The sequence below is a fragment of the Nonomuraea sp. NPDC005650 genome (assembly GCF_040605375.1).
In the GTDB taxonomy this organism is placed as follows: Bacteria; Actinomycetota; Actinomycetes; order Streptosporangiales; family Streptosporangiaceae; genus Nonomuraea.
Genome location: NZ_JBEXCR010000010.1, coordinates 265,802 through 291,233 on the forward strand (window position 1 = coordinate 265,802; position 25,432 = coordinate 291,233).

23 protein-coding genes are annotated in these 25,432 nt (G+C 71.2%); 3 read left to right on the forward strand and 20 right to left on the reverse strand.

Annotated elements, in window-relative coordinates:
* Positions 1–71 precede the first annotated feature (71 nt).
* Entirely contained in the window at positions 72–476 is a 405-nt protein-coding gene (locus tag ABZS69_RS19670) for a RidA family protein (protein ID WP_355374038.1), read from the forward strand.
* On the opposite strand, the gene ABZS69_RS19675 is transcribed toward ABZS69_RS19670, so the two are convergent.
* Genes ABZS69_RS19675 through ABZS69_RS19700 form a run of 6 tightly spaced genes read right to left on the reverse strand, consistent with a single transcriptional unit; the run spans position 473 to position 6,646 of the window.
* Positions 473–1,210, reverse strand: a complete 738-nt coding sequence (locus ABZS69_RS19675) for an ATP-binding cassette domain-containing protein (protein WP_355374041.1) — start codon at positions 1,208–1,210, stop codon at positions 473–475. The two genes, ABZS69_RS19670 and ABZS69_RS19675, sit on opposite strands and share 4 nt — an antisense overlap.
* Positions 1,210–2,151, reverse strand: a complete 942-nt coding sequence (locus ABZS69_RS19680; RefSeq protein WP_355374044.1) for an ABC transporter ATP-binding protein — start codon at positions 2,149–2,151, stop codon at positions 1,210–1,212. The genes ABZS69_RS19675 and ABZS69_RS19680 overlap by 1 nt, the downstream gene beginning before the upstream one ends.
* A complete protein-coding gene (locus tag ABZS69_RS19685; protein ID WP_355374046.1) occupies positions 2,151–2,993 on the reverse strand; it encodes an ABC transporter permease in 843 nt (280 codons plus the stop codon). Before ABZS69_RS19685 ends, ABZS69_RS19680 begins: the two co-directional genes overlap by 1 nt.
* Positions 2,990–3,904: an ABC transporter permease gene (locus tag ABZS69_RS19690; protein ID WP_355374048.1), complete on the reverse strand. Its 915-nt coding sequence runs from the start codon at positions 3,902–3,904 to the stop codon at positions 2,990–2,992. The genes ABZS69_RS19685 and ABZS69_RS19690 overlap by 4 nt, the downstream gene beginning before the upstream one ends.
* Positions 3,905–3,908: 4 nt before the next feature.
* Positions 3,909–5,516: an ABC transporter substrate-binding protein gene (locus ABZS69_RS19695; RefSeq protein WP_355374051.1), complete on the reverse strand. Its 1,608-nt coding sequence runs from the start codon at positions 5,514–5,516 to the stop codon at positions 3,909–3,911.
* Positions 5,513–6,646: a C45 family peptidase gene (locus ABZS69_RS19700; RefSeq protein WP_355374053.1), complete on the reverse strand. Its 1,134-nt coding sequence runs from the start codon at positions 6,644–6,646 to the stop codon at positions 5,513–5,515. Before ABZS69_RS19700 ends, ABZS69_RS19695 begins: the two co-directional genes overlap by 4 nt.
* 153 nt (positions 6,647–6,799) lie before the next feature.
* Between ABZS69_RS19700 and ABZS69_RS19705 the strand changes: the two genes are divergently transcribed.
* Positions 6,800–7,642, forward strand: coding sequence for a MurR/RpiR family transcriptional regulator (locus ABZS69_RS19705; RefSeq protein ID WP_355374056.1), 843 nt, complete (start codon positions 6,800–6,802; stop codon positions 7,640–7,642).
* Here the strand turns inward: ABZS69_RS19705 and ABZS69_RS19710 are convergent.
* Complete coding sequence (locus ABZS69_RS19710; RefSeq protein ID WP_355374058.1) at positions 7,639–8,361, reverse strand: TetR/AcrR family transcriptional regulator; 723 nt, start codon at positions 8,359–8,361, stop codon at positions 7,639–7,641. The two genes, ABZS69_RS19705 and ABZS69_RS19710, sit on opposite strands and share 4 nt — an antisense overlap.
* A gap of 115 nt (positions 8,362–8,476) precedes the next feature.
* On the opposite strand from ABZS69_RS19710, the gene ABZS69_RS19715 reads away from it, so the two are divergent.
* Entirely contained in the window at positions 8,477–9,757 is a 1,281-nt protein-coding gene (locus ABZS69_RS19715) for a hypothetical protein (RefSeq protein WP_355374061.1), read from the forward strand.
* Between the two features lie 260 nt (positions 9,758–10,017).
* Here ABZS69_RS19715 and ABZS69_RS19720 read toward each other — a convergent pair whose 3' ends face one another.
* From ABZS69_RS19720 to ABZS69_RS19780, 13 genes are all read right to left on the reverse strand, one after another.
* Positions 10,018–10,626, reverse strand: coding sequence for a dihydrofolate reductase family protein (locus tag ABZS69_RS19720; protein ID WP_355374063.1), 609 nt, complete (start codon positions 10,624–10,626; stop codon positions 10,018–10,020).
* 141 nt (positions 10,627–10,767) lie between these two features.
* Positions 10,768–11,052, reverse strand: a complete 285-nt coding sequence (locus ABZS69_RS19725; RefSeq protein ID WP_355374065.1) for a hypothetical protein — start codon at positions 11,050–11,052, stop codon at positions 10,768–10,770.
* An 87-nt stretch (positions 11,053–11,139) separates the two neighbouring features.
* Positions 11,140–12,375 (reverse strand): MFS transporter, encoded by a 1,236-nt coding sequence (locus tag ABZS69_RS19730; RefSeq protein ID WP_355374068.1) that lies wholly within the window; start codon positions 12,373–12,375, stop codon positions 11,140–11,142.
* A 54-nt stretch (positions 12,376–12,429) separates the two neighbouring features.
* Entirely contained in the window at positions 12,430–15,519 is a 3,090-nt protein-coding gene (locus ABZS69_RS19735; RefSeq protein WP_355374070.1) for a BTAD domain-containing putative transcriptional regulator, read from the reverse strand.
* A 100-nt stretch (positions 15,520–15,619) separates the two neighbouring features.
* The gene (locus ABZS69_RS19740) at positions 15,620–15,841 is read right to left on the reverse strand and encodes a hypothetical protein (RefSeq protein WP_355374073.1); all 222 of its coding nucleotides are present in this window, start codon (positions 15,839–15,841) and stop codon (positions 15,620–15,622) included.
* Positions 15,842–15,906: 65 nt separating this feature from the next.
* Complete coding sequence (locus ABZS69_RS19745) at positions 15,907–17,832, reverse strand: beta-L-arabinofuranosidase domain-containing protein (protein WP_355374075.1); 1,926 nt, start codon at positions 17,830–17,832, stop codon at positions 15,907–15,909.
* Positions 17,829–18,458, reverse strand: a complete 630-nt coding sequence (locus tag ABZS69_RS19750) for a DUF624 domain-containing protein (RefSeq protein WP_355374078.1) — start codon at positions 18,456–18,458, stop codon at positions 17,829–17,831. The genes ABZS69_RS19745 and ABZS69_RS19750 overlap by 4 nt, the downstream gene beginning before the upstream one ends.
* Positions 18,458–19,360 (reverse strand): carbohydrate ABC transporter permease, encoded by a 903-nt coding sequence (locus ABZS69_RS19755; protein ID WP_355374081.1) that lies wholly within the window; start codon positions 19,358–19,360, stop codon positions 18,458–18,460. Before ABZS69_RS19755 ends, ABZS69_RS19750 begins: the two co-directional genes overlap by 1 nt.
* Entirely contained in the window at positions 19,357–20,277 is a 921-nt protein-coding gene (locus ABZS69_RS19760; RefSeq protein ID WP_355374083.1) for an ABC transporter permease subunit, read from the reverse strand. The genes ABZS69_RS19755 and ABZS69_RS19760 overlap by 4 nt, the downstream gene beginning before the upstream one ends.
* Positions 20,277–21,875: a hypothetical protein gene (locus ABZS69_RS19765; RefSeq protein ID WP_355374085.1), complete on the reverse strand. Its 1,599-nt coding sequence runs from the start codon at positions 21,873–21,875 to the stop codon at positions 20,277–20,279. Before ABZS69_RS19765 ends, ABZS69_RS19760 begins: the two co-directional genes overlap by 1 nt.
* Positions 21,876–22,015: 140 nt before the next feature.
* Positions 22,016–23,035, reverse strand: a complete 1,020-nt coding sequence (locus ABZS69_RS19770; RefSeq protein ID WP_355374087.1) for a LacI family DNA-binding transcriptional regulator — start codon at positions 23,033–23,035, stop codon at positions 22,016–22,018.
* The gene (locus ABZS69_RS19775; protein ID WP_355374090.1) at positions 23,032–24,075 is read right to left on the reverse strand and encodes a LacI family DNA-binding transcriptional regulator; all 1,044 of its coding nucleotides are present in this window, start codon (positions 24,073–24,075) and stop codon (positions 23,032–23,034) included. Before ABZS69_RS19775 ends, ABZS69_RS19770 begins: the two co-directional genes overlap by 4 nt.
* 55 nt (positions 24,076–24,130) lie before the next feature.
* On the reverse strand, positions 24,131–25,297 hold the full coding sequence (locus tag ABZS69_RS19780; RefSeq protein ID WP_355374093.1) for a cellulose-binding domain-containing protein: 1,167 nt from the start codon (positions 25,295–25,297) through the stop codon (positions 24,131–24,133).
* Positions 25,298–25,432 lie beyond the last annotated feature (135 nt).

Genomic DNA, 25,432 nt, shown 5'->3' on the forward strand with positions numbered 1-25,432 from the left:
CCACTCTCCTATGGTTTCTGAGTAACCGCAAGAGAGCACATACTCAGACGAAAGACCAACAAGGAGATCTCATGGCTGTTTCGCTCATCAACCCTGAAGGGCATGTCCGGGTACCGGTCTACCACCACGTCGCCGTGGCGACGGGCAGCAGGCAGGTCCACATCGCGGGGCAGGTCGCCTGGGACGAGAACGGCGACCTCGTGGCACCGGGCGACCTCGCCGGACAGGTCGCCCAGGTCTACCGCAATGTCGCCAAGGCGCTCGACGCGGCGGGCGCGACGTTCCACGACGTCGTCCGCTTCACCTGGTACGCCGCGGGCTGGAAGAGGGAGATGTACGACGCCTTCAACGCGGGCATCGAACAGGCGGCCCGCGAGTTCGATCTCGCCACGCCGCCGGCCGCGCTGATCGGCGTCGACGTCCTCTTCGAGCCCGGCATCCTCATCGAGGCGGAGGTCACGGCGGTCATCGACTAGCGTGCCCTGGGCACCGAGTCGAGCAGCAGCCTGGTGTAGGGGTGCTCGGGCTCGGCCAGCACCCGCGCCACCGGCCCCCGTTCGACGACCACCCCTCTGTGCAGCACCAGCGTGTCCTCGCACAGGTGGCGAACGACGGCCAGGTCATGGCTGACGAACAGCAGCGCGACGCCGGAGTCGGCACGCACCCGGCTGAGCAGTTCGAGGATCTGCGCCTGGATGGAGACGTCCAGGGCGGCCACCGCCTCGTCGAGCACGAGCACCGACGGCTCCACGGCCAGCGCCCTGGCGATGGCCAGGCGCTGCCGCTGCCCGCCGCTGAGCTGGTGCGGCCGGGCTCCGGCCTCGCGAGTGCCCAGCCCGACCTGGTCGAGCAGGTCGGGGACGCGCGAGCGGTCCCCGCCGTGCAGCCGGAGCGCCACGTGCAGGCATTCGGCGGCGGTGAGCCGCGGGTCGAGCGACAGATAGGGGTCCTGGAACACCATCTGGATCTCGCGGGCCCGCCGGAGCCGCGCCGCCCGGCCGCGTTCCCTGGCCGAACGCGCCCGACCGTCCACGGTGATCGTGCCGGAGTCGGGGGTGACGAGGCCGACGAGCATGCGCGCGATCGTCGTCTTCCCCGATCCGGACTCCCCGACCAGGCCCAGCGAGCCGCCCCGCGGCAGCTCGAAGGACACCTGGTCGGCGGCCACCGAGCCGTGGAAGGACTTGCACAGATCATGTACGCCGAGCATCACGCCTCCACCAGGCGGCAGGCGGCGGAGCCGCCGGACACGGTCACGGGTCGCGGCGACCACTCCTCGCAGGCGTCCTCGGCCCGCGGGCACCGCGGCGCGAACGGGCAGCCGGCGAACGTGTCGTCCAGCGAGGGCGGGCGGCCGGGGATGGGCCGGAGGGGACGTGGATCGTCCAGCTCCGGGGTGCAGGCCAGCAACCCGGCCGTGTAGGGGTGCCGCGGGTCCGCGAACAGCTCCTTGGCCGGTCGCGACTCGACCACCGTGCCCGCGTACAGCACGTGCACCCGGTCGCAGAAGGACGCCGCGAGGTGCAGGTCGTGCGTGATGAACAGCATGCCGAGCTCCCGCTCCGCCTGGACCTCGCGCAGCAGGGCGAGCGTCTCGGCCTGGGTGGTGACGTCGAGCGCGCTCGTCGCCTCGTCGGCCAGCAGCAGCACCGGGTCGGCGGCCAGCGCCGCGGCGACGACCACCCGTTGCAGCATGCCGCCGGACAGCTCGTGCGGATATTGCCGCAGGCGCAGCTCGGGATCGCGCAGGCCGACGGCGGCCAGCAGCTCCAGCGCCCGGGTGCGGGCCTCGGCCTTGGAGCGGCCCAGCGTGTGCACCATGCGCTCGGTCAGGAAGTCGCCGACCCGGCGGACCGGGTTGAGCGAGGAGCGCGGGTCCTGGTAGATCATCGACACCTTCGAGGCCCGCACGTTCCTGAGCGCGCCCGGGTCCATCGCGAGCACGTCCTCGCCCGAGACCAGCACCCTGCCGGAGACCGCCGCCCCGGCGGGCAGCAGCCGCAGCACCGCCCGGGCCAGCGTGGACTTGCCCGAGCCCGACTCGCCGACCAGGCCCACGATCTCGCCCTTGCCGACGGCCAGCGACACCTCGCGCAGGATCGGCCGCCGGCCGCCCGCCTCGATCGTCAGCCCTTCCACGGAGAGCAGCATCAGGTCCCCCTCACGCCCATGCGATCGGCCAGGCGTACGCCGATCACGTTGAACGACACGACCACCAGCGCGATGGCCGCGCCCGGCACCAGCACCGGCAGGAACGCGCCCTGCACGATCGCCGGTTGCCCTTCCTTGACCATGAGCCCCCAGTCGGACGACGGCGGCTGCGCCCCGAACCCGAGGAAGCTCAGCGTGGCCAGGCTCATCAGCCCCTCGCCGAACAGCACGACGAGGTAGCCCACGATCGAGCGCGCCATGTTGGGCACCAGGTGCCGCACGCAGATCGCGAACCCGCCCATGCCCTGGACCCGATAGGCGTCGATGTACGGCTTGCCGCACTCGCCCAGCGCCACGCTCCTGGTGTAGCGGGCGATCGTCGGCGTGTACGCCAGCCCGAGCGCGACCACGGCCGTGGTCATCCCGTTGCCGAACACCGCGACGACCAGGACCACGAACAGCAGCCCGGGGAAGGCGTACATGACGTCGGTCAGCCTGGACACGACGGCGTCCACCCAGCCGCGGTGCCAGGCGGCCAGCGTGCCGAGCGCGACGCCGAGCACGGAGGCGATGGCCAGCAGCGCCAGTGGGCCGATCAGGGAGGTGCGGGCGCCGTACAGGACCCTGGTGAGCAGGTCGCGGCCCGACTGGTCGGCGCCGAGCAGGTGCTCGGGCGACATCGGCGCGAGCGTGGCGGCGAAGTCGACCGCGTCCGGCTCGTACGGGGCCACCAGCGGCGCGAACACCGCCGCCACCACGACCAGCACCAGGAAGGCGCCGGCCAGCCGGTAGCCGAGCGGCCGGGCGGCCTTCGGCGAGAGAGTGGCGACCATCGTGGTCATGCGCGCCTCCGCACCCTGGGGTCGATCAGCGGCTGGGCGAGATCGACGAGCGTGGTCACGAGGATGTACGCGGCCACCATGAGCAACATCACCGCCTGGGTCACCGGGAAGTCGTGCGTGTTGATCGCGTTGACCAGCAGCGAGCCGACGCCGTTGAGCCCGAACGCGGTCTCCACGGTCACCGTGCCGGCCAGCATGCCCGCCGTGACCAGCCCGCACATGGTCACGATCGGCCCCAGCGCGCCCCTGAGCACGTGTCTGACCACGATCAGCCGCTCGGACAGCCCGGACGCGCGGGCCACGGTCACGTGGTCGAGCTCGCGCTGCTCCACCATGGACTGCCGGGTCACCCGGCTGATGATGGCCAGCGCGCCGAGCGCCAGGGTCACGGCGGGCAGCGTCAGGTGCCACAACGACCCGCCGCCCATGACGGGGAACCAGCCGAGCTGCACGCCGAACAGCGAGATCAGCACCGTGGCCACCACGAAGGACGGCACCGAGGTGGCGAACGTCGTGCCCGCCACCACCGCCGAGTCGGTGCGCCCGCCGCGCACCGCCGCCAGCACCCCGAGCGCGACCCCGAACACCACGAACAGCACCGCGGCGTACGCGACCAGCCCGAGGGTGCTCGGCAGCCGTGCCATCAGCAGGTCGAAGACCTGGTCGTTGTACTGGGTCGACCGCCCGAGATCGCCGGTCACCGCGTCGCCGAGCCACCGTGCGTACTGCACCAGGAACGGGTCGTCGAGGTGGTACTGGGCCCGGATGGCGGCCAGGTATTCGGGCGTGAGGTTCTCCTTGCCGCCCGCCAGGAACGTGACCGGGTCGCCGGGCGCCGCGTAGGACGCACCGAAGATCACGAACGAGGTGGCGAGCAGCGTGACGAGCAGCCCGGCCAGCTTGCGCACCATGGGGTCAGCCCTTGGCCCCGAGGTCGGCGGCCCACGGGTAGCCCATGTTCACCTGCGAGGCCGGGGGCCCGGTCACCTTGCTGCCGAGCACGACCGCGTTGGGCACCTCGACCAGCGAGATCCACACCATGTCGGCGGTGAAGCGGCGCTGCAGCTCGATGACGTCCTTGGCGCGGGCCGCGTCGTCGGTGGCGCTCAGCGCCTTGGCGACGAGCGCGTCGTACTCGGGCGAGCTGAACTTGACCCAGTTGTTCGACGAGCCGGTCAGGCCGTTGTCGTAGAAGCCGATCGGGTCGGACTTGGTGATGTACCAGTCGTCGGGCACCAGGTCGACCTGCGCGCGCAGCGACTTGTCGGTGTAGAAGCTGCCGAACTCCGAGGCCGGGACGGTCTTGATCTGCGCGGTCAGCCCGATCTTCTTGGCCGCGTCGACCACCGCGTTGGCGATCACCGTACGGGACTGCTCGCCGTTGGTCGCCACGATGATCGGCTCCTTCGGCGCCCCGGCCTCCTGCACGAGCTTCTTTGCCTCCTCCAGCTGCGGCGACTCCGGCGCCCCCTGCAGCTCGTCGTAGGCCGCCTGGAACTCTTCCTTCCGGTAGGACCACGCCCCCGCCCCGACCGGCACCTTCCACGGCCTGGCCAGCCCCGCGAACCCGGACTTGGCGATGCCCGCCCGGTCCACCGCCAGCGACAGCGCCCGCCGGATCCGCGCGTCCTTCATCACGCCGCGGTCGGTCGGCAGCAGCACGTACACGCGCGTGGTCGCGCCGTAGGCCACGCTCACCGCCTGGTTGCTCTGCAGCGCGACCGCGGGCCCGGTGTCCGACAGGTACGCCCCCTGCGCCGCCCCCGTGACCAGGCTGTTGACCAGCGCCGTGTCCTCGGCCCACTGGAAGGTGACGGTCTTGGTGAGCGGCTTGACGTCCTTGTTCCAGTACGCGTCATAGCGCTCGATCGTCAACTGGCTGCCGGACTTCCACTCCTTGAGCCGGTAGGGCCCGCCGCAGGCGTCCTCGTGCCCGGGCGTGCCGAAGTCCTTGCCGAGCTCGTCCACGACCTTCTTGTTCAGCACGATGCCCGCGCCGCCCGCGAGAGCCTGCACGAACAGCGCGTTGGGCCGCTTGAACGCGATCGTGACCTCGTGGTCGCCGGTCTTGGTGACCGACTGCACGTCCTCGAACTCGTCGGACTCGTCCTTGCCCTCGCCCGAGTGCCGTTCGAGGCTCCACACGACGTCGTCGGCGGTGACCGGCGAGCCGTCGTGGAAGGTGGCGTCCTGGCGCAGCGTGAGGACCATGGTCTTGGGGTCGGGTTGCCCGGCCTTCTCGGCCAGCCACGGTTTGACCGTCATGTCGGGCTGGGTCTGCATGAGGCGCTCGCAGACGTTGGCCATGACCGTGCGGTTGTCGGTGCCGCCGTCGAGGTCGAGGTCGAGGGTGCCGGGCTCCTGGCTGAGCAGCCAGACGGCGTTGTCGAGCGGGCCTGCCGCCTTCGGCGTGCGGTCGACCAGCGTGAGCGTGGCCGGGTCGGGCGCCTTGGTGGTGGCGGCCGGTCCGCCGCAGGCCGCGGTGAGGGCGGCGAGCCCGAGCAGGGCGAATGTCTTCTTCACGGGGTCACTTCTCCATGCGGTCCGTCGTAGAGGTTCCAGGGCACGCGCTCGTACTCGTGGTCACAGGGCGTGCCGGCCGCGATCAGGTAGTCGCCCGTGGTGAGGTCGACGCAGCTCGACAGCAGGGTCGCCCACCGTTTGACGGCGGGCTGGGTCTCGTCGGGGTGGGTGCAGAGGGACTCGGGGTAGCCCAGGTGGTCGGACATGGCCAGCCTGATGCGCTTGCGGGCCTCGTCGGTGCCGGACGCCTCGGCCACGGTACGCAGCCCGCCCTCGGCCCTGGGCACCCGGAACAGCGAGTCGGCCGAGCCGGGCCGGTAGGTCGCGGCCAGTTGCGGCGGCACGAACGCCTGGTAGTGGTTGCCGTGCACGAGCAGCCCGTTAGTCGGGTACATCCAGCCGATCGCGCCGGGCGTGGTCTCCAGGTCGATGGCGAACCCGTCGCGATGGGTGACCAGCGCGTTGCTGGCGATGTGGGCCCGCGACTTGGTCAGCGCCTCCAGCGCGGTGTTGAGGTTGCCGCTGTCGAGCACCTTGCGCCTGATCAGCGTCTGCGGCACGCCCACCGAGTCGTCGAAGCGACCCCCGAGCCCGTTGGCGTTGAGCGCGATGCCCGCCGAGTTGGCCCCCTGCCGCCCGACCTGCCCCGCCTCCACGTGCATGATGACCGTCGGCCGGCCCGGCTGCACCACCCTCAGCACCATGACCGTGTCGGAGACGCCGTCGCGCCAGTCCCAGTTCTGGCCGGCGTAGACGTGGCCGTCGCCGGAGGCCTCCGGCATCAGCGCGAACGACGTGCACCCGTCGGGCTCCATGGAGCCGAAGGTGGTGTCGTAGATGATCTCGCCGCGGGCGTTGAGCGCCAGGACGTCGAGGAAGCCGACGCCGGCGCCCTCGGCGATGCCCTCCATCTCCTCGACCAGCTCCGGCGCGAACTCCTTGCTGGGCTCGACCCAGCGTGCCGCGCGCGCCACGACCTGCTCCCATGACAGGCCGCTGGAGTGCGCGAACGCCTCGGCGTAGTAGGCCAGCGCGCGGTGCACCCGCTCGCGGGCCTGCTCGCCGTACTGGCGGCCGCGCTCGCGCGGGGCGCCGGAGATCTCGACGAGGGGCAGGGATGTGAGGCTCAATGGTGCTCCTTGGACCGGCCGGCGTCCTGTAACGTTCATTTCAAGGGGCGGCAAGTCTGTAGCGGTCGTTTCCAAGAAAGAGTAATGAGCGCTACACGGGAGTCAAGAGTCGTAATGGAAAATACACACAGCCCAATCGAGCAGCTCAGGGCCATGGTCAGGCAGCTGTGGGACGAGCTGTCACCGGCCGAGCGGGCCGTGTGCCACTATCTGATCTCGGCCTCGCCCGAGCAGATCCTCTTCGCCAGCGCCCAGGAGCTGGGCAGCGCGACCGGCACCAGCAACGCCACCGTGGTGCGCACCATGCAGCGGCTGGGCTTCGGCGGCCTGCCCGGGCTCAAGCGGGCGCTGGCGGCCGAGTTCACCTCGTCCGTGGCGCCCGACGTCCGGCTCAAGCGGCGCATCGGCCACGTGGGCCAGGACCTGTCGGCCATCTGGGAGCGGGTCTTCGACGAGGCCCGCGAACGCATCGACCACTGCCGCCGCCTGCTCGACCCCGAGGCGTACAAGAAGGCCGTCGAGCTGCTGGTCAACGCGCCGGGAGTGCTCGTCTACGGCGCCGGCGCGTCCGACCCGGCCGCCCGCCACCTGGCGCTCAAGCTGGGCCGCCGGGGCCACCGCGCCCGCGCCACCTCGGCGACCGGCTTCGCGCTCGCCGACGACCTGCTGGCGCTGGCCCACGGCGAGGTGCTCGTCATCTTCCAGCCCGGCCGCCGGCTCAAGGAGATCACCGTGCTGATCGAGCGGGCCCACGCGGTGGGCGCGGGCATCGTGCTGATCTCCGACGAGCTCGGCGGCGAGTTCGCCGAGCGCGTCGACGCGGTGCTGGCCGCGCCGCACACCCCCACCGGCATCACCGGCGAGCCGCTGGCCGGCATCCTCGTGGCCGACGCGCTGCTGCTGGCGCTCGACTCGCTCGACGAGCCGCGATCCGTCGAGCATTCCCACCAGCTCAACGCGCTGCGCGAGCAGCTGCTCGGCCCCCGTTTCCGCTAGCCCCGCCGGAGGCCGGGGCTCCGCTTGAGCCCGAGGAGGCCGAGCAGGTCGTCGATCATGTGCTCGAACAGCGGCTGCGGGTCGTCGAAGGCGAATTTGTGGTGCCCGTAGACGGCCATGCAGACCAGCCCGTAGATCTGCCGCCAGCAGACGACCATGAGGAACACGACCCCGATGGGAAACGCCAGCCCGACCTCCGAGCGGTAGGTGCGCAGCTGTGACGCCAGGGCGGGGTCGATCTCCTCGTCCGCCGGGCAGACCAGCCGCCCCTCGTCCCACAGCCGGGCGAACAGCTGCCCGAACAGGCCGCCCAGCTCGCGCGCGATGACCACCGGGATGCCCTCCTCCGACTCGGCGATCTTGGCGAAGCCGGCGCCCATGAGCAGGTCGAACTCGACCTTGTTGGCCAGCGACCAGTCGAGCACGGCCTGGGTGCCCGCGTGCAGCTGGGCGCTGACGTCGTCAGGGTCCTGGCGCCCCACGGCCCGGGCCACGGTGTCGATGAACTCCGCGGTGATGTCGTCGTAGATGGCGCGGACGAGGCCCGCCCGGCCGCTGAAGTAGCGGTAGAGGGCCGGGGGCGTCACGCCGACGCCGCGGGCCACGGCGGCGAGGGTGAGCCCCTCGATGCCCTCCTCCGCCGCGATCCTGCGGGCGACCGCCCTGGCGTCACGTTCGAGCTCGGCCCGCAGTCGTTCCCGTCGCGTCAACGCTGTCACCCGACCATCTTCTCCGGTCTCGCCTGCCACGGCCACTTGCAGTGAAGGGGCGACACATGGTTAATGGTATTCACTCTTTTATGGATCATCACCGAAGGCGTGAAGGAGATCTTGGATGAGTCCCCGTAGAGGCCGCCGATCGGCGGCGGCGATCGCGGTCCTCCTGGCGGCCACCGGCTGTTCGGCGCTCTCCGGCCCCGTCGCCGTGCCGCAGCCGAGCCCGCGCGCCTCCGTCACCCCGGACACCAGGAAGGCGGCGCTGGCCGAGGCGGCGAAGAGCCTGCCGGCCGTGCTCGCCGCCCAAGGGCCGGTCGCCTGCTCGTGGAACGACGGCGAGTGGCGGGCCACGGCCTACGACGACGCCTTCCGTACCCGGGTCGCGAGTTTCTCCAGCGTGACGCTGGCGCCGCTGCTGACCGAGATCGCCGCGAAGGCGGGCGGGGAGAAGGCCGTCGTCGGCAGCCCGTGCGGCGAGGAGGGAGATCCCGGCGTCAGCCCGGTCTCGCCGGACGGCCGCCGGGTCGCCGTCCAGGTGGACTTCCCCTCCAGCGGCGACCCGACGCACGTCGGCTGGCTCGACCTCGGCACCGGGACGTTCGTGGACCTCACCGCCAGGTCGAACAAGACGGGGTACGTCAAGGAGACGTTCTCCGACAAGCATCCCGGGTTCGGGCCCGACGGGTCGTTGTGGTTCCTGCGCGACTCCCAGCAGTACTTCTCGGCGGACCCGGACGGCCGGCTGACCCCGCGCAAGCTCAGCCTGGCCTGTTTCAGCAACAGCGAGGAGGACACCTTCTACCGCGTTGTGGGATCGGTGGCCGTGATGTGCCCGGGCACCGTCCATCCCTCCGGGAGGTTCGCGGCCGACCCCGGCCGGGTGGCCGTGGGGATCAACGTGGTCCAGGGGGCCGAGCTGTCCATCCTCGGGAACACCGTCGACCGCTACGGGGACGCCCCGCTCCAGTTGCCGTTCGGCATGGAGATCGTCGTGCGCGACGACGGCGCCCTGCGCAACTGCGACCCGCTCGCCTGGATCGGCGCCGCCGAACTGCTGTGCGCGGGCGGGAGCAACGACTTCTACACCGCGCGGGTCAACGCCGCGCTCGCCCGGGACGACGTCGACTACGTGCAGCACACCGAGGTGAAGGTGAAGAACGAGATCGCCCCGGCGACCGAGTCGTCGATCATCACGGTGGCCGTCTCCCGGGACCGCCGCTCCCTGATCATCGCGGCCGACGAGAACGGCGATCCCGCCACGGCCAAGCTCTACCGCGCCAGCCTGGTCTCCCCCTCCGCGCCGGTGGAGCTCGGCCCGATCCCGGCGGAGTCGAGGGAGCACTTCACCCTCCTGAGCAACTACCAGCAGCCGGTACGCGCCGGCGGCACCTCACACTGACCGGCCACCCGGTCGAACCCGCGCCCGCGAAAGGCGCGACGGCGCACCGGATCGGGCAGACCAAGGGCGGCGCCATCCAGCCGCACACCCAGGAGCTGCTCGAACTGCGCGGTGACGGCGGTGGAGCAGGCGGACGCCGGCGTGGTCGTGACGGCCGGCCCGTCCTGCTCGACCTGCCCCTCCTGACGTAGCGCCGCCCGCCCGTCGGACAGGCGGCTCCGCCTGGGCTGCCCCGCCCGCCTCGCCGAGGGCCGCCGAGCCTACTGCTCGCTCTGGGACAGGTGGGTCTTGGCGTCGTCGTAGGAGGCGTCGTCGCCGGCGCCGGCAGGCCGGTAGACCAGGTACAGCACGCCCGTCGTGAACGTCTCGGACTTGATCAGCTCCAGGGGGATGGAGCTCTCCCCCTCGTCGAACAGCCGCTCGCCCTTGCGGACGGCGATCGGGTGCACCAGCAGGTGCAGTTCGTCCAGCAGCCCGGCGGCCAGCAGCTGGCGGACCACCGAGACCGAGCCGCTCACGGCGATGCGGCCGCCCTGCTCCTTCTTCAACGCGGTCACGGCCTCGACCAGGTCGCCCTGGAGCAGCTCGGAGTTGCGCCAGGTGAACTCCAGGGGCTGGCGCGACACGACGATCTTCCGCGCGTCGCCGAGCGTCTTGGCGAAGCCGGCGTCCTCGCCGCCCTCGGCCTCCCGCTCCGGCCACGCTCCGGCGAAGCTGTCGTACGTCTTGCGCCCCAGGAGCAGGGTGTCGGCCATCTGCGCCGTCACGGCGGCGCCCATCTCGTCGTTGAAGTACGGGAAGTGCCACTGCGCAGGCTCGTCGATGACCCCGTCGAGCGAGATGAACAGGCTTGCGGCAATCGTCCTCATGGCGGTCCTCCAGGGAAGGGGCGGGGCCGTCCGGCCCGTCGCTCTGATGTACCTGTAGCCTCGCGGACCGACCTTACGGATCTCTTAAGGTCTCCCTTCGGGACGAGCGACGGCAAGACGTCACGAACCCGAAGGCACGCGCTACCCGGACGCCACGACCTCGCCGACCGTGACCTGCGGAGGGTTCGGAAACAAGGAGGCGAGGCTCTCCCGCACGAAGTCCGCGGCCTTTCTGGTCGATTCTTCGGCTCCGGCCCGATCTTCGAAGACGGTGGTGGACACCATCACCCCGTCCCCGGCGTCAACCCAGAAGTAGGACACGAACCCGGGGATCGGGCGGATGAGCGGCACGAATCCCTCGCTCACCCGGCGCGCGGCCTCGGCGGAATCGGTTACTCCCTCGTATCGCCGCATCGTTGCGTACATAGCCGGCTTCCTCCTTGGCTCAAGACCGCCCTGTCCGGGAGGACGTACCCGTGCCATGGGCCCGATGAAGCCAAGAGCCGGCAATGGTCAGCTCGTGGGCGTCGTGTCCGGGGAGAGCCCACCGACGTCCGAAGCCTGTCGCGCGCTGATCGTCATCACGACGAGGCCGGCCAGGACGATGGCGGCGCCGGCGTACAGCGGGGCGGTGTAGCCGAGGCCGGCGCTGATGGTCAGGCCGCCGAGCCAGGCGCCCAGGGCGTTCCCGACGTTGGAGGCCGACACGTTGGCGCTGGCGGCCAGCGGGACCCCGCCGGCGTGGTCGGTGACGCGGGTGATCAGGCCGGGCACGCTCGCGAACCCGAACAGGCCCAGCAGGAAGATCAGGACCACCGACGCGACCGGGCTGGCGGCCAGCAGCCCGAACGCGGTGAGCGTCGCGGCGAGGCCGGCCAGGGAGAGGATCAGCGTGCGGTCCCGGTTGACGTCCGCGGCCCGCCCGCCGGCCAGGTTCCCGATCACCAGGCCGGTGCCGTACACGACGAGCAGCCAGGCCACGTCGGCGCTGGAGAAGCCGGTGATCCGGGTGAAGGTGTAGGCGATGTAGCTGAACGCGCCGAACATCCCGCCGTACCCGAGCGCGGTGGCCGCCAGCGTCAGCCAGACCTGCGCGGAGCGGAACGCGCGGAGCTGGACCCGCAGCCCGTTCAGGCCGGACGCCGCCGAGGGGTGCGCGCGGTCCACCGCGCCGGCCCAGCCCGGCACCAGCGCCGCGATGGCGACCAGGGCGATCACGCCGATCACGGTGATCGCCCAGAACGTGGCGCGCCAGCCCCAGCGTTCGCCGACGAGGGCGCCGAACGGCACGCCCAGGACGTTCGCGAGGGTCAGCCCGGCGAACATCACCGCCACCGCCCTCGACGCCCGCTCCGCGGGAACCATGCGCCGGGCGACGAGCGAGCCGATGCCGAAGAACGAACCGTGACACAGGGCGGCGACGACGCGTCCGAGCAACATCATCGGATAGCCGGACGCGACGGCGGACAGGAGATTGCCGGCGACGAACAGCGCCACCAGCCCGACGAGGACCGGCTTGCGGGGCAGTCCACCGGTGGCGGCGGTCACCACGATCGCGCCGACCGCGACGCTCAGCGCGTATCCGGAGATCAGCCACCCCGCCGCGGCTTCGGACACGGCCAGGCTCAGGCTCACCTGCGGAAGCAGGCCCGCGATCACGAACTCGGTCAGGCCGATCCCGAAGCTGCCGAGGGTCAGTGCGATGAGCCCGACGGGCATCCGCCGAGTGCCGTTTGCCGGAATTGTCACCCGAACATCATCCACCAGGCGCAAGAGCCGATCCGATCACGCCGGCACACCGCCTCACAGCTCGTCCTTCAGCAGCGGCGCGAGCTTCTCCTCGCACGGCGCGTGTCCGATCTGCCGGCACAGCCGCAGAGCCTGTCCGGCCCGGTAGGCCGCCGCCTCGCGGTCGCCGCGCCGCCGTTCCAGCCTGGCCAGCTCCGTCAGCGCGGCCAGCTCCGGCAGCCGGTACGTGTTCTCGGACGCCGCGGCGTGCCCCCGCAGCGCATGGCGGACGGCGCCCTCGTGGTCGCCACAGGCGTCCAGCAGCCGGGCACGGGCCAGCGAGCCGTAGGCCAGATGCCAGTTCAGGCCGCCCGCGTCGATGAGGTCGCCGGCCAGGTCCAGGCTGTCCGCGGCCTCCTCGGTCAGGCCGAGGCGGACGCCGGCGTCGGCCAGGGCGATCAGCGCCGCCGCCTCCACCAGCCGGTCGCCCTGGCCGCGGCACACGTCCAGGGCCTCCAGCGCCTCCTCCCGCGATTGCGCCCACCGGCCGTTCTCCCAGTGCAGCCGGCTGATCCAGACCTGCGTCGTGGCCGCGCCGTGGCCGCCGATCGAGGTGATGAGGGCGACCGACTGCCGAAGGCACGTCTCCGCCTCGCCGTACCTGCCCTGGTCGAGGAGCACGGCGCCCAGTTGCCGCAGATCGGCGCCCTCGGCGTAGGGCAGGTTGTGGCGGCGGCTCAGCGCGAGTGCCTTCCTGCAGTATTCCTCGGCCAGGTCGAGCCGGCCCAGGTGGTGATACTGGTTGCCGAGCGCGTGCAGTGCCCGGACGTGCCCGGGCACCGAGCCGAGCTCGCCGAAGAGCTGCTCGGCCCGTACGTTCTCGGCCATCGCCTCGGCGAGGTCGCCCGTCCACGCGCGCGCGAAGCTCAGCCCCATCCTGGCCGCCGCCTCGCCCTCCCGCTCGCCGCTCTCGCGGGCGATGCGGACGGCCTGCTCCAGATGCCGGACGGCCTCCTCCCGGCGGCCGACGCGGAAGAGGCCGTCGCCCATGCCGGTGTGCAGCATGGCGGTCACGGCCGGCACGTCGTGGGCGGAGGCGGCCTCCAGCAGGGTCGGCGCGATCTCCATCCACTCCCCGATGCGTCCGGTACGGGCGCAGACGGCGCGGACCATGTCGGCCAGGCGCCAGGCGGCCGGGCCGGGATCCCGCTCGATCGCGCGCATCAGCGCGGCCATCAGATTGATGACGTCGGCCGCCTCGGGGGACGACGGCTCACGGACGTCCGCGTGCGGGCCGGGGAGCAGGAACTCGCCGGGCGCGCACCGGGCGGCGATGGCGGCGCCCAGCTCCAGGTAGTGGCCGAACAGGCGATGCCAGGCCGGCTCACGCTCGGGGTCGCGCCCGGCCTCGGCCACCGCGTAGAGCCGGACCAGGTCGTGGAAGCGGTACCGATCGGTGACGTGGTGTTCGAGCAGGTGCGCCGCGGCCAGGGACTGGAGTGAGGCACGCGCCGCGGCCAGGGGGAGGCCGGTGGCCGCCGCCGTGTCGGCCACGGTGACGTCGGGGCCGGGCACGAGCCCGAGCAGGCGGAAGACCCGCTGCTCCGCCGGGGCGAGCACGCGGTAGGAGGCGGAGAAGGCGACGGTGACGGTGTTGTGCTTGGCGCCGTCCACGGTGAGCCCGGCCAGCGGGTTGCCGGCGGCCAGCTCCGCCGCGACCGCCGCGGTGCCGTCCGCGGGCCGGGCGGCGGCGTTCGCGGCGGCGATGCGCAGCGCGAGCGGCAGCCCGCCGCACACGCGCACCAGCTCGCCGCGCGCGTCCGACTCGGCCGGACCGCCCGCCGGCCCGAGCACGCCGTCCAGCAGCGCCCGGCCGTCCTCGGCGGAGAGCGGGCCGAGCGAGTGCTGCCTGGCGCCCGCGAACGCCACCAGCTCGCCCAGCCGGTGCCTGCTGGTCACCAGCGCCACGCCGTTCGGGGGCAGGAGCTGCTCGATCTGGGCCGCCGCGCGGGCGTTGTCCAGGACCAGCAGGTACGAGTGCCCCGCGAGCAGCGAACGATAGAGGCCGAGCTGGGTCTCGAACCCGCCCGGCACCCGTTCGGGATCGACGCCGAGCGAGACCAGCAGCCGGGTCAGGGCCGCCGTCGTGGTCAGCGGCTCGTGGTCCGCGTCGTAGCCGCGCAGGTCGATGTAGAGCTGGCCGTCGGGGAAGCGGTCCTTGGCCCGGTGCGCCCAGTGCAGCGCGAGGGCCGTCTTGCCCATGCCGGCCGTGCCGCTCAGCACGCACACGCCGTCGCCGCCGCCCAGGCACTCGTTCAGCCACGCCAGCTCCGCTTCGCGGGCGGCGAACTCGGGCACGTCCCTGGGTAACTCGGCCGGCCGCGCGGCGAAAGGCGCGAGTGGCGTGCCCTGCCCCGAGGAGTCAGGTTCGTCGTCCTGCAGGAGCCGCTGGTGCAGCTGGCGGAGGGGGCGGCCGGGTTCGATGCCCAGCTCGTCGACCAGCCGCCGTCTCGCGTCCCGGTACACGGCCAGCGCTTCCGCGCGGCGCTCGCACCGGTGCAGGGCCAGCATGAGCTGTCCCAGCAGCCGCTCGCGCAGCGGGTGGTCGGCCACCGCCGTGTGCAGTTCGCCGACGATCTCGGCGTGCCGGCCGGCCGCCAGCTCCGCGTCGTACAGCTCCTCCAGGGCGCAGACCCGCCGGTCCTCAAGGCCCGGGCGTTCCTGGTGGATCAGCGCGGCACCGGTCCCCGCCAGGGCGGGCCCCCGCCACAGCCCTGCCGCCGCCCGTAAGCGCGCCACGGCCTCGGTGTGGCGCCCCTCCTCGGCGTCGGCGCGCGCGGTGGTCCTGTACCGCTCGAACAGGTGCAGGTCGAGCTCGTCCACCCCGGCGTGGATGCGGTAGCCGGCGCCGACCCGGCTGATGCGCTCCTTGCCGACCAGGGCCCGCAGCTCGTGGATGTAGACCTGCAGGCGCGCGACAGCCGTACGCGGCGCCCGCTCGCCCCAGATCAGGTCGACGAGCCGGTCGTTCGACACCGTACGGTTCGCGTCGAGCAGCAGGGCGGCCAGCACGGTCCGCTGCTTCGGCGAGCCCAGCGTGATCGGCCCGTCGGGCCCGTCGACCGACACCGGCCCGAGAAGCGCGAACCGTACCTCCGCTACCATGTGTCCCCTTCACGTCACGGTTCCCCCGCTGTGATGCTAGCGAGTGATGATCGTGCCGCAGAGCGGACTGGAAAAGCCCGTCGGAAGGGGATCTGGTGGGTTACTTCAGGACCCAGAGCGCCCAGAACGGGCTGTCCCAGTGGCAGTCCCAGTATTCGTGGTCCCCGGAGTACTTGTAGCCGGCCTTCTCGCACTCCGCGAGGGTCCGGTGGGTGCTCTTGATGTAGCCGACGCCGGCGCTCGCGGGCGCGCTGGCACCGATTGCCGCGGCCATCGCCAGGGCGGTCGCCGGGACCAGCACTCTCAAGATCTTGTTTCGCATGAGAACCTGCCTTCGCTCGATTACGCGAGAAGCGTCGCAGCGCAGGCTTCCGAAATTCTTCTCCTTCACTCCCCGCCCTCGCGGATCCAGACGGTCATGTCGGAGAGTCCGCGGTTGGCCCAGGAGAAGTAGGGCACGGCGGTCAGCATGACGCTCCGCCGGGCCGGCGGACGGTCGCCGTACAGCCGGTCGTCGCCGGCGGCCTCAGCGGTGGCGTCGGCGCGCAGGGTCGCGACGCCGGTCCGCTCGTCCGGGACCACGTGGACGGGGGTGTCGCGGGCGAGGGCGAGGCCGTGCACGGCGCCGTCGTGGTCGACGCCCTCCAGGCAGAACACGATGGGACCGCGTTCGAGGGCGACCTTGCCGGCGGTGGCGGCGACGGCGGGATGCGCCCAGGTGCGGCGGACCTCCATGCCGAGGTCGATCTCGACCACGTCGCCGGCCCGCCAGCGGCGGGAGACCGTGCAGTAGCCGTCGCGCAGGACGGGCTGGTGGACGGGCTCGCCGTTGACGGTGACGGTGAGCCGGCGGCTCCAGCCGGGGATGCGGACGGCCAGGGCGAACTCCATCTCGTCGTCGTCGGCGTGGGTGACGGTGACGGCGAGGCTGCCTTCCCGGGGGTAGGCGGTGTCCTGGCGGAGGGTGACCGCACCGCCGGCGAGGGTGAAGCGGGCGGTGCCGGCCACGTACAGGTTGACGACGGCTTCGCCGGGTCCCTGGGCGTAGACGTAGCGGCCGAGCTCGCTGAGCAGCCGGGCGAGGTTGGGCGGGCAGCAGGCGCAGTCGAACCAGTCCTGCCGGGCGACGGTGCCGTCGCTCGCGAGGGGGTTGCCGTAGAAGTAGCGGGTGCCGTCGGCGGAGGCGCCGCTGAGGACGCCGTTGTACAGGGCGCGTTCGAGGGCGTCGACGTAGTGGCCGTGGCCGGTGAGGTTGCTCATCCGCCGCGCCCACTGGACGAGGCCGATCGCGGCGCAGGTTTCGGCGTAGCCGTGGGCGTCGGGCAGGTCGTAGCCGGGGCCGAAGCCTTCGATGCGGGGGTCGGAGCCGATCCCGCCGGTGATGTACAGCTTCCTGGTGGTGACGTCGGTCCACAGCCGCCGCACGGCCTGGAGCAGCCGGTCGTCGTCGTACTCGCCGGCCAGGTCGGTCATCGCGCTGTACATGTACATGGCGCGTACCGAGTGGCCGACGGCCTCGGCCTGGTCGGCCACCGGCAGGTGGCTCTGGTTGTACTCCCGGAACCGCCGCAGGTCCGCGGGCCGCTCGGGGAGCCTGGTGCCGAAGTAGCCGGGGGTGCCGCGGCGCTCCAGCTCGGCCTCGAAATAGTACGGCTGCTCCCCGCGCCGGTCGATGAGCCGCCGGCTGAGGTCGAGGTAACGGGGCTCACCGGTCACGCGGTAGAGCTTGACCAGCGCGAGCTCGATCTCCTGGTGCCCGTCGTAGCCGCCGGCGCAGGGGCCTTCTGGGCCGAAGACGGTGTCGATCAGGTCGGCGTAGCGGCGCACGATGTCGAGCAGCCGGGTCTTGCCGGTCGCCTCGAAGTGGGCGACGCCCGCCTCGATGAGGTGGCCGGCGCAGTACAGCTCGTGGGCGTCACGCAGGTCGGTGAACCGCTCCCCCGGCTTGACGACGGTGAAGTACACGTTGAGGTAGCCGTCGTCCTGCTGCGCCCCGGCCAGCAGCTCGATCGCCTCGTCCACGGCCCGGTCGAGCTCGGGGTCGTCGGTGGTGGCCAGGCAGTGGCTGGCGGCCTCGATCCACTTGGCGACGTCGCTCTCCCAGAAGATGTGCGGCTCGTCCGGGTCCCCCGGCAGCCAGGACAGGCCCAGCGCGTCGAACTGCTTTCCCGGCCGGCGCAGCTGGCCTTCCTGGTGCCGCAGCGTCCGGGTACGGATCAGCTCACGGCGCGGCGCCCAGAACTCGTCGTCGATGGTGACCGCGGTCAGCGGCAGCGGCTCGCGACGCAGGGCGGCGGCAGAGGTCATGGTCATGGTGTTCCCAACGAGGTTTCGTGAGATGAGCCCGGGGCCCTGGGGAGGACCGCGGTGCCCCAGACGTAGGCGAAGGAGGCGAAGGCCGGTACGGCGACGCCGAAGACCGGCACCAGCCCCGGGACGAGGTAGTACGCGCAGAGGATCACGCCGACCACGAGCAGCGTGACGAGCGCCTGGAGCGGGCGGGCGAGGACGAGGATCGCGCTGCGGCGGACGAGCGCGAGCGGCCCTTCGGCGAAATGGGCGGCGAGGATCCAGATGTTCACGGTCATGCACGACACGAACAGCGTGGTCAGCCAGAGCAGCGCGCCGAGCAACGGCTCGACGACGCCCAGGTCGGTGCTTTCCAGCAGCCGCCGGTCCAGCAGGAGCACCGCCCAGGCCGCCGCGAAGACGTAGCCCACCGCGTTGGCGGTGCGGAACTCCTGCCGCCAGAGCCGGCGGAACTCGCGAGGCGAGCCGAGCAGCTCGCCGCGGACGACGCCGTACACGGCGGCCGTCGCGGGGAAGGCGCCGAGCACGATGCCGCCGGCCAGGCTCCACACGACCCACAGCAGGTGCAGCTTGACCAGCAGCAGGCCCACCTCGCCCGCCCGCGTGTGCCAGGTGAGGACGCGTCTCATCAGCCTTTCACCGACCCGATGAGGACGCCCTTCTCGAAGTAGCGCTGCAGGAACGGGTAGAGCACCAGGACGGGGAGGCTGGAGACGACGATCACGCCGTACTTGATCTGGTCGGCGTACTGCTGGTCGTAGGAGGTGCCGCTGCCTCCGGAGGCTCCGACGCCGCCGGCGAACGCCTGATTGGACAGCAGGATGTCACGCAGCACGATCTGCAGCGGTTGCAGCGCGTTGTCCCGGACGAACACCATGCCGGTGAAGAAGTCGTTCCAGTGCTGGACCAGGTAGTACAGGCCGATGACCGAGACGATCGCCTTCGACAGCGGCAGCGCGATCCTGGCGAAATACTGCAGGTAGGACACACCGTCGATCAACGCCGCCTCGAACAGCTCCTTCGGCAGCGAGTGCTCGAAGAACGCGCGGGCGATGATGAGGTTGTAGACGTTCACCGCCGACGGCAGGACGAACACCAGCCAGTTGTCCAGCAGGCCGAGATCGCGATAGAGCAGGTACGTCGGGATCAGGCCGCCGTTGAAGAACATCGTGAACACGAAGAACAACATGAGGATCCGCCGCGGACGGAACTCCGGCCGGGACAGCGCGTACGCCGCGGGGATGGTCACGACGAGGTTCAGCGCGGTCCCGGCCACGCTGTAGAGCAGCGTGTTGCGGTAGCCCGTCCAGATCCGCTCGTCGTTGAAGATCTCCCGGTAGCCGAAGAGGTTCACGCCCTTCGGCCACAGCCACACCTCGCCGGTGGAGATCAGCGACGGGTTGCTCACGGACGCGATCACCACGAAGTAGACCGGATAGACCACCGCGAACAGGACCGCGACGCAGATCGCGCCGAGCGCCAGCGTGAAAAGGACGTCGGCCGGGGTCCTGTTGCGGATCTTGGCGCTCACCACAGGCTCCAGTTCGACACGCGGCGGGCGATCGCGTTGGCGGCGATCAGGAACACGAAGTTGATGACCGTGTTGAACAGGCCGATCGCGGTGGCGTAGCTGAACTGCGTGCTGAAGATGCCGATCTTGTAGACGTATGTCGCGATGACCTCGGAGACCGGCAGGTTCAGGTTGTTCTGCATCAGCCACACCTTCTCGAAGCCGGTGTTCAGCACGCCGCCCATGGTGAGGATGAGCAGGATCACCATGGTCGGCACGATGCTCGGGACGTCGACGTGCCGGATGAGCTGCAGCCGGTTCGCGCCGTCCACCCTGGCCGCCTCGTACAGCTGGGGGTCGACCCGCGACAGCGCGGCGAGGTAGATGATGCTGTTCCAGCCGCAGTGCTGCCACACGTCGGAGATCACGTACACCGGTACGAAGGCGGCGGTGTCGCCGAGGAAGTTCACCCCGTCCAGGCCGAAGACGGCGAGGACCCGGGTGAGCAGTCCGGTGGTCGGGTTGAGGAATGCCTGCAACATGCCGACGATGACCACGATCGAGATGAAGTGCGGCAGGTACGTCGCCGTCTGCATGACCTTCCTGCGCCGCCCGCCGGCGATCTGGTTGATCATCAGTGCCAGCAGGACCGGCGCGACGAACCCCACCACGAGCGTGGTGAAGGCGATGACGAACGTGTTCTGCAGCAGCGGCCAGAACAGCGGGCTGTCGAAGAACTGCCGGAAGTACTTCAGGCCGACCCATTCGCCGCCGGTGAGGCCGGCGGCGAAGTCGAACTCCCGGAAGGCCAGCTGGATCCCGTACATCGGGACGTACATGAACAGGCCCACGAACCCCATGGCCGGCAGGACCATGAGCCACAGCTGCCAGTAGCGCCTGACATGCTGCTTGGGAGCCACGACGAGCGATCGCGCCATCAGCGGGTCTTCACGTACTCGTCGTAGTAGCGCTGGTAGATGTCGATGTTCTTCTGCAGGCCGGCGTTCTGGACCTGCTGGACGTACTGGCCCCACTGATCCTCGACGCCGCCCTTGGTGACCCACTCGGCGAACTTCGTCATCGCCGTGTTGAGCATCGTGGTGTTGTTCAGCCCCAGCTGGTTCGTGTCGTCCGGCTTCATCTGGATGAACTGGAACGGGTAGACGTCCTTGTCCGGGTCCATGTTCGCCAGCGCCTTCTGCAGCGGCTTGGTCTGCTCGACGGCCTCGTCCAGGTCGGCCGGCAGCTTCACCTCGATGTCGTCGCGGATCCAGACGGGGCCGTTGTCCGCGATGGTGACCGTCCACTTCCAGGTCGACGGGTCGACCTTGGGGTCGGCCGGCGGGAGCACCTCGTACTCGGTGTCGCTGACCTTCTTGACGTACTTGCCGAGGTCGCCCCACAGCACCTGCAGCGACATCTCCTTGTCGTAGAAGGCGTTGACGATCTTGAGCGCGGCCTGCTTGTTGCCCGTCCTGGCGGACACGACGATCTGGTTCGACGGGAAGTTCTCGCCGTTGGAGTCGTACGTCCACGTCACCGGGGTCGTCTGGCCGGCCTCCGCGAGCAGCGGCGGCATCGCGACGTACTGGTCGGCCAGCTCGGCGCCGAACCGGTCGCTGGCCGTCCAGCCCCAGCTGAAACCGACCTTGGCCACCTTCCCGGAGCCGCGCCCGACCGCCTGGTAGGCCGAGTAGTCCTGCGTCATGACGTTCTTGCTGATCAGGCCCGCCGCGTAGCAGCGGTGGAGGAACTCGATCACCCGCTTGTAGCGGTCGTCGACGAGGAAGTTGCCGACCTTGCCGTCCTCCAGGAAATAGCCCTGGCCGCCGCCGCCCGCGATCGGCAGACCGACGCTGCCGAGCAGCGCGCTGGGCTGGAAGTACCCGAAGCCGCCCGTGCCGACCGGCGACCAGTCCATCGGGATCTCGTCGTCCTTGTCACCGTTGCCGTTCGCGTCCTGCTCCTTGAACGCGACGAGCACGGTGTACAGCTCGTCCCAGGTGGTCGGGACCTTCAGGCCGAGCCGGTCGAGCCACTGCTTGTTGATGTACTGGTGGGTGACGGTCGTCGGCCAGAACCGCTTGTAGCCCGGGATCGAGTAGATCTCCCCCGTGGTCAGCGTGGCCATCGACTTCAGCTGCGGCTTCGCCGCGAACAACGCCTTCACGTTCGGCAGCGCGTCCAGGTCGTCGGCCAGGTTCTCGAACAGCGTCCGATACGTGCCCAGGTCGGCGTTCGTGATCGCGTTCGTGCCGATGATCAGGTCCGGCACGTCGCCCGCCGCCAGCATGGTGGACTTCTTCTGGTCCCAGTCGGCCGAGATCTCCTGCCACTGGATCTTCACGCCCGCGATCTTCTCCAGCTGTTTGGGCCACTCCATCGTGCTCAACGGCTTGGTCAACGGATGCTTGCTCACCGCGATCCGCAGCGTGTTCGGATCGCCCGTGGAGCTCTTGCCGGAGCAGCCCGCCAGCGCGGTGAGGCCGGCCGCGACGACAAAGGTCCGGCGGGACAGGCCGGGTGAGGTGGCCATGCGGTCCTCCTGAGGGGGGGACGGAGGGTGTGACCGAGATCTCGGTAAATGTTTCAGCGATGTTAGGGGCGGCCATTCAGCGTTGTCAATGACAAGACAATCAACGGCGCGACAGACCGGCCCAAGGGGTGGAGAGCGGGTCAGACCTGCGCGGACGAGTCGCGAATGAGCAGGTGCACGCCGGTGTGCACCTGCCGGGCCGCGCCGTCGTAGCCGTCGAGGCGCTCGATGAGCAGGTGGACGGCGGCGGCCACCATCTCGCCCTGGTCAGGGCTCACCGACGACAGCGACGGGATGGTGAACTCCCCCTCGTCCGTGTCGTCGAAGCCGGTGACCGCGACGTCCTCGGGGACGCGGATCTCGTGCGCGCGCAGGGCTTTCAGCACGCCCACGGCGATCGTGTCGTTGACGCAGACCGCCGCGTCGAACCTGGGGCCGGAGCGGCGCAACAGCCCCACCATCGCCTCGTAACCCGAGGCCCTGCGGTCCCAGTCGGAGCTGTAGGCGACGAGCGAGGGGTCGTGCTCGATGCCGTACTCTTCCAGAGCGGCGACGAACCCGGAATATCGGTCGCCGGTCGGAACTGCGCCTGCCGGACCGTTCCACACGAACGCCGGTCGGCGCCGCCCGGCGGCCAGCAGATGCCGGGTGATCGCCAGGAAGCCCGCGTGCTCCCCCATCAGCACGCAGTCGAGCGTCTCGGTCGGCGCGCCGCCGAGGGCCACCACCGGGCGCCGCGGCGCGGCATCGGCGAGCAGCTCGTCCGACAGGTGGTGCGGGCAGATGATGACGCCGTCGACGTCGGCGGTCGTCACGCCGAGCACCGCGTCGCGCTCCCTGGCCCCGCCGTGGGCGATCCGCAGCGTGCTGGTGAACCCGCACTCGGCCAGGGCGAGGATGAGCCGCTCGGCGTTCTCCGCGAAGTACGGCTGGTAGAGGTTCGGCACCACGACGGCGATCCGGCCGGTCCGGCCGGAGGCGAGCCCGCGTCCGGCCTGGCTCGTGACGTGTCCCGCCTCGTAGCCGACCTCCTCGACCGCGGCCCGCACCCTGGCCCGGGTGGCGGCCGAGACGTGCGGCCGGCCGAGAAGGACGTTGGACACGGTCTTGGCCGAGACCCCGGCCAGCGCGGCGACGTCCGCGAGCGTCGGGCGCTTCATCGGGCGTCCCGGCCGAGCGTGGACTCACGCCGGATCAGCTCGACCGGCGACACGACCGCCCGCGGCTGTCGCGGCGCCGTGCCGGCCAGCCGATCGGCGAGCAGCTCCAGCGCGCTGCGCGCCAGCCGGGCCGGCCCGGGGTCGATCGTGGTGAGCGACGGCGTCGAGAACCGTCCGTCCTCCAGGTTGCCGTAACCGGCGACCGCCACCCGCCCAGGAACGTCCACTCCGTGCTTGACCAGCGCCGCGAGGGCCCCGAGCGCCACCTCGTCGTTGACGCACAGCAGCGCGTCGACGTCGGGGTGCCGCTCCAGCACCTGTACGGCGGCCCGCGCGCCCGCGCGCCGGTCGGCCACCTCGCCGAGCTCCGCGCAAGGCACGGCCTCCGGGCCGGATGCGGCGAGAGCGGCGCGCAGCTCGTCCTGGTGCGCGCCGAGCAGGGCCGGGCGGGACCGGCCCATGACGGCGAGGTGGCGGGCCATCAGGGCCGCCGCCTCCGCGACGTCCTCCCCGACGCGATCCACCTCGATGCGATCCACCTCGGCGGCGCCGCCCTGCACGACGACCACCGGGCGATCGTCCAGCCCGTCGCCGACCGGCACCACCGGCCCGCCCGGCAAGGCGGGACCGACCGGCACCGTGGGCCCGGCCGGCCCGATCAGCGCCGCCGGACCGATCAGCACCACGCCGTCGAACGTCTTGCCCCGGGCGGCGAGGACCGCCGCCAGCCTGGCCGGATCGCCGTGCGTCGGCTCGACCGCGGCGAGCAGGCCCCAGCGATCCGCCTCGGTGACGAGCGCTTCGACGAGACCCGCGAGATACGGGCGGCGCAGCTCGGTGACGGCGATGCCGACCACCCCGACCAGCCCGGTCCTGAGCGCCCTGGCGGCCCGGTTGGGGACCCAGCCGAGCTCGTCGATCGCCGCGTGCACCCGCCGCACCTTCTCCGGCCGGATGTGCGGCTCACCGTTCACGACACGCGAGACGGTCTTGATCGAGACGCCGGCCCGATCGGCCACCTCCCGCATCGTCACGCGCATGCGTACAGCGTAGGTCACGGTAGGACCTGTCAGCATTCGATATCCGACCTGCCCCTCAGCAGGACAGCGGGGCCGAGCCGAGGGCCACGTCGTCGTACCAGAGGGTGTCCTGGTCGTTGCCGTAGCTCTCCCAGCCCAGCCGCAGCGTGGCCGGGCGCGGCGCGGTGGTGCGGCGCAGCCACTGGGAGTCGACATCCTGGGTCGGGGTGCCGTCCACGCGCAGGCCGGCGACCTCCTGATCGTCCAGGTACGTCCGCATCGACTGCTTGGTGGTGTCGATCTCGTAGCGGAGGCAGACCCAGCGGTTGACGGGCAGCGCGACGCTGAGGGCGACCCCCGCCGGGCTCTGCTCGGGCAGGGTGGCGTCGTCGGATTCGCGGTTCCACTGCAGGGCGCCGTTCTGGCCGCCGATGCGCAGGTCGCGGTTGCCGTCGCCGGCGTCCGCCATGGTGATCATGCTGACGTGCGTCGCGGGCAGGGCGGCCGTGTGCCGGACCCACATCCTGGCGTAGACCACCGGGCCGACGCGGGAGACGTCGCGGGTGGTGCCGACGAAGAGGTGGTTGCAGTAGCCGCCGCCCCCGTTGACCCGCAGGGACTTGCCGCCGCTGTGCGCGACCGCGGTGTCGATCACGGCCGTGCCGGTGCCGGCGCAGTTGGGGGTGACGACCTGCCAGTCGCCGGACGGGCTGCCCGCCTGGTCCTCGAACCCCGAGCAGACCGCCGCCCCCGAGCAGCCGGGCGGCACGGTCGGGGTGACGGTCGGGGTGACCGTGGGTGTGACGGTGGGGGTCTGGCTCGGGGTGGTGGTGCCGTTGCAGGTCACGTCGTTGAGCGTGAAGTCGGTGGGCGCGGGGTTGGCCGCCGACCAGGTGGCCTGCAGGCCGAACTCGGCGCTGGAGCCGGTGGCCAGCGCGCCGTTCCAGGCCACGTTGGCCGCCGTCACCACCCTGTCGGTCTGCTGCACCTGCGCGTTCCACGCGCTCGTCACCCGCTGGTCCCCCGTGTACGTCCACCGCAGCCGCCACCCGGTGAGCGCCGTCCCCAGGTTCGTCACCTTCACCTGCGCGGTGAAGCCGCCCTGCCACGAGTTGACGGTGTAGTCCACCTTGCAGCCGGTGTCCGCCGAGGCGGGGACGGTCACGGCGATGCCACCGATCGCCAGGGCTACGCAGGCGATGACCGCCCAGAGCCGGGCAGGCAGCGTGAGGGGAACGGACATGACATCGCTCGCCTTCGGGACTCGACGGGGCGCCTATGGGAGCGCTCCCAAACCGTCTCTTGACGACGATGTTTCGCGGGATCCCGCCGAAGTGTCAACGCCGGCCCCTCCCCCGCGCCTACGACCGCACCCGCC

Bases quoted from the DNA above. Each gene is read 5' to 3' on its own strand.
- ABZS69_RS19670 (WP_355374038.1), top strand. From the start codon at position 72: ATGGCTGTTTCGCTCATCAACCCTGAAGGGCATGTCCGGGTACCGGTC.
- ABZS69_RS19675 (WP_355374041.1), bottom strand. From the start codon at position 1,210: ATGCTCGGCGTACATGATCTGTGCAAGTCCTTCCACGGCTCGGTGGCC.
- ABZS69_RS19680 (WP_355374044.1), bottom strand. From the start codon at position 2,151: ATGCTGCTCTCCGTGGAAGGGCTGACGATCGAGGCGGGCGGCCGGCGG.
- ABZS69_RS19685 (WP_355374046.1), bottom strand. From the start codon at position 2,993: ATGACCACGATGGTCGCCACTCTCTCGCCGAAGGCCGCCCGGCCGCTC.
- ABZS69_RS19690 (WP_355374048.1), bottom strand. From the start codon at position 3,904: ATGGTGCGCAAGCTGGCCGGGCTGCTCGTCACGCTGCTCGCCACCTCG.
- ABZS69_RS19705 (WP_355374056.1), top strand. From the start codon at position 6,800: ATGGTCAGGCAGCTGTGGGACGAGCTGTCACCGGCCGAGCGGGCCGTG.
- ABZS69_RS19715 (WP_355374061.1), top strand. From the start codon at position 8,477: ATGAGTCCCCGTAGAGGCCGCCGATCGGCGGCGGCGATCGCGGTCCTC.
- ABZS69_RS19720 (WP_355374063.1), bottom strand. From the start codon at position 10,626: ATGAGGACGATTGCCGCAAGCCTGTTCATCTCGCTCGACGGGGTCATC.
- ABZS69_RS19725 (WP_355374065.1), bottom strand. From the start codon at position 11,052: ATGTACGCAACGATGCGGCGATACGAGGGAGTAACCGATTCCGCCGAG.
- ABZS69_RS19735 (WP_355374070.1), bottom strand. From the start codon at position 15,519: ATGGTAGCGGAGGTACGGTTCGCGCTTCTCGGGCCGGTGTCGGTCGAC.
- ABZS69_RS19740 (WP_355374073.1), bottom strand. From the start codon at position 15,841: ATGCGAAACAAGATCTTGAGAGTGCTGGTCCCGGCGACCGCCCTGGCG.
- ABZS69_RS19745 (WP_355374075.1), bottom strand. From the start codon at position 17,832: ATGACCATGACCTCTGCCGCCGCCCTGCGTCGCGAGCCGCTGCCGCTG.
- ABZS69_RS19750 (WP_355374078.1), bottom strand. From the start codon at position 18,458: ATGAGACGCGTCCTCACCTGGCACACGCGGGCGGGCGAGGTGGGCCTG.
- ABZS69_RS19760 (WP_355374083.1), bottom strand. From the start codon at position 20,277: ATGGCGCGATCGCTCGTCGTGGCTCCCAAGCAGCATGTCAGGCGCTAC.
- ABZS69_RS19765 (WP_355374085.1), bottom strand. From the start codon at position 21,875: ATGGCCACCTCACCCGGCCTGTCCCGCCGGACCTTTGTCGTCGCGGCC.
- ABZS69_RS19770 (WP_355374087.1), bottom strand. From the start codon at position 23,035: ATGAAGCGCCCGACGCTCGCGGACGTCGCCGCGCTGGCCGGGGTCTCG.
- ABZS69_RS19775 (WP_355374090.1), bottom strand. From the start codon at position 24,075: ATGCGCGTGACGATGCGGGAGGTGGCCGATCGGGCCGGCGTCTCGATC.
- ABZS69_RS19780 (WP_355374093.1), bottom strand. From the start codon at position 25,297: ATGTCCGTTCCCCTCACGCTGCCTGCCCGGCTCTGGGCGGTCATCGCC.